The organism is Peterkaempfera griseoplana, from assembly GCF_001418575.1.
GTDB lineage: Bacteria > Actinomycetota > Actinomycetes > Streptomycetales > Streptomycetaceae > Peterkaempfera > Peterkaempfera griseoplana.
Genome location: NZ_LIQR01000686.1, coordinates 1 through 2,319 on the forward strand (window position 1 = coordinate 1; position 2,319 = coordinate 2,319).

Annotated in this window: 5 protein-coding genes; all 5 read right to left on the reverse strand. The window is 72.8% G+C overall.

Features of this window, described 5'->3' with window-relative positions:
* Window positions 1-127: 127 nt before the first annotated feature.
* Window positions 128-487 (reverse strand): hypothetical protein, encoded by a 360-nt coding sequence (locus tag AOK09_RS35410; protein ID WP_055591293.1) that lies wholly within the window; start codon window positions 485-487, stop codon window positions 128-130.
* The gene (locus AOK09_RS35415) at window positions 484-720 is read right to left on the reverse strand and encodes a hypothetical protein (RefSeq protein ID WP_055591294.1); all 237 of its coding nucleotides are present in this window, start codon (window positions 718-720) and stop codon (window positions 484-486) included. The genes AOK09_RS35410 and AOK09_RS35415 overlap by 4 nt, the downstream gene beginning before the upstream one ends.
* Window positions 717-1,580: a hypothetical protein gene (locus AOK09_RS35420; protein WP_055591295.1), complete on the reverse strand. Its 864-nt coding sequence runs from the start codon at window positions 1,578-1,580 to the stop codon at window positions 717-719. Before AOK09_RS35420 ends, AOK09_RS35415 begins: the two co-directional genes overlap by 4 nt.
* Window positions 1,577-1,924, reverse strand: a complete 348-nt coding sequence (locus tag AOK09_RS35425) for a hypothetical protein (protein ID WP_157876173.1) — start codon at window positions 1,922-1,924, stop codon at window positions 1,577-1,579. Before AOK09_RS35425 ends, AOK09_RS35420 begins: the two co-directional genes overlap by 4 nt.
* A 77-nt stretch (window positions 1,925-2,001) precedes the next feature.
* On the reverse strand, window positions 2,002-2,319 hold a 318-nt coding region (locus AOK09_RS35430), incomplete at its 5' end, for a zinc finger domain-containing protein (RefSeq protein ID WP_157876174.1).

Sequence of the window (2,319 nt, forward strand, 5' to 3'; positions counted from 1 at the left end):
GTCGGGGGTGGGGCGGCGGCGGGGAACGCGCGCTGCTCGGGGCGGCGGATCTGGGCCCGGAGGAACGCGCGGAGGTCGCCGTCGTGGCGCATTTGGCGGATGTCGTCGCTAGTGATGTCGTCGCTGGTCAACGCCCGTCACCACCCGTCGCCAGGGCGACGTCCAGGAGCGCCAGCTGCTGCGGGCGCGAGGGCAGCGGGGCGCCGCCCTGGGTGTGCTCCGGGCATCGGTCGTCGGACAGCAGGTTCTGACGCACGCACCAGTACGCGCCGCCGGCAGAGGTGACCGTGCGGCACATCGGCCACGACCGGTACACGGCTTCCTCGAGGTCCTGGACGGTCACGCCGTACCGGCCCTCGGCGAGCCACTGCTCGGCGACCTCGACGGCGCGGGCCGGGGACCCGAAGGTGCGGCCGTCGGTGGACCAGCCGTTGTCTCCGATGCGGATGTCGGGGGTCTCGCTGTAGAACGCGGCGAAGCGCTTCATCGGTCGGTTCCTTCCGGGTGGTCGGGCAGCACGGTGAAGGCCTCGATGAGGGCGTCGAAGGCGCTGTCGACCTCGGCGTCGCTGAGCCCGTGCTGCGGCGGGTCGTACGGGTCGCTGTCCTCGGCGTCGGCGTGTGCGGCCGCGCGGCATAGGGCGGCGAGGACCACGACGACGCCGCCGATGAACAGCCCGCCGAGGACGGCGTCGAAGGCGGCGCACCACCAGGCGCTCACTGTTGCGTCCCGGCGGTCTTTCGGGCGGCTGTGCGTGCGCGGCGGCGCAGCCGGGCCAGCGCAGACCCGTGACCGACCGTGCCCGCCACGGTTCCGGCCCGTCGGTCGCAGCCCCAGTGCCCGGACGGGACCTCGCCCTCGTGCCACAACTCACGGAAGCGGCGACGGCCCTTCATCAACTGCGATGTCAGCGAGGCGGGGCTGCCGATCAGTTGGGCTGCCCGGTCGTAGTCGCCTGTCACGGCGAGCGCTTCGACGGCCTGACGCTGGCCTGTGGTCAGCGCGGGGAGGATCTGTGCGAGGGCGAGCCGTTCGACGATGCCGTTCTCGGGGCTCGGCACGGACCGGCCAGCCCACTCCCAGTACATGGCGTACTTGAGGCCGTTGTTGCTGCTGTCACGGCGTGCACCGTGGTGCCGCATGTTGTCCTTGACGTCCTGGCCAAGGGCACGGCGGCCGGCCTCCATGAGTTCGGTGCGCCGCGGTTCGGTCTCAGTGGTGTAGAGGTGCTCGACGATTCCGTGCCAGGCGGCGGCGTACAGGTCGTCGCGGTCCCCGGCGGGCCACCATGCGCGGTTGTTGGACACCACGGTCCGGGCGAGGCGGTCGAGGTCGTGCAGGGTCCAGCCGTAGTCGTCGGGCTCGTCGACGGGGGCGAGGGTGAAAGTGCCCGCCACCGACCCAACGCGGCGCAGCTCGCCGGTGAGCCCGTCGAGGTGGACGGAGACGGTGCGGGAGCCGAGCCTGGGCCGGGCGTGTGTGTGGACGGCGGCGGCGAGCTGGGCCGGGCTGTCCCCGACGACTGGGATCGGCGGCGGCTGCTCGCCGGGCAGGTCGAGGTACAGGAGGTAGGTGCTCATGAGGTGATGTCCTCGGGGAGGTGCAGGTCGACGACCGGCCGTGGCGCCGGCACGGTGGCAGGCGTGGTGGCGGGGTATTCGTCGGCGTGGTCGTAACGGCTGGCCGCGCGGCATGCGGGGCGGGTGCACCAGTGCAGGCCCACGAAGTCGACGCCGCCCTGCGCGGTCAGCGCGGCGCAGGCCAGGCCCTCGGCAAGGGCGTTGAACGCGGTGGCGCAGCCCTTCCCGCCGAACTGCAGGGCATCGCCCTGGCTGCCGACGACGGTGGCGCAGCGGGAGGCCCGGGCCAACACCTGCTCGGGGGTGCAGTTGCGGAGCTGGTCCATCCACAGGGGGACTGCCACTTGCAGCGTCACGGTGAGTGCGGGGCTGTCGGTCAGTGCGGTCGGTGCTGCTCTCCGCTGGGGGAGGTGTGTGGCGGTCACCGGGTCACCGCCGTGCGGAGCAGGCCGAGGGCGGTGGTCTGCTGGATGCGGTAGCGGGCCTGGTGGGGCTCGGTCATGGGGCCGTTGCCGTAGCAGAGGTTGCCGGGTTCGGCGCCGCAGGCGGAGCAGCGGACGGCGAGAGGCCCGGCGTCGAACAGGGCCAAGGCTTCGGCGACGGCGGCGCGCAGGGGCTCGGCTTCCTCGCGCAAGATCTCGTCGCGGTAGGCGTCGAGCTTCGCGTCGAGCAGGGACTCCGGCAGGACCGCGGGCGTGCCTGCGTAGGTGTAGAGCGTGTCGCGGGCGGGAGTGGGGGC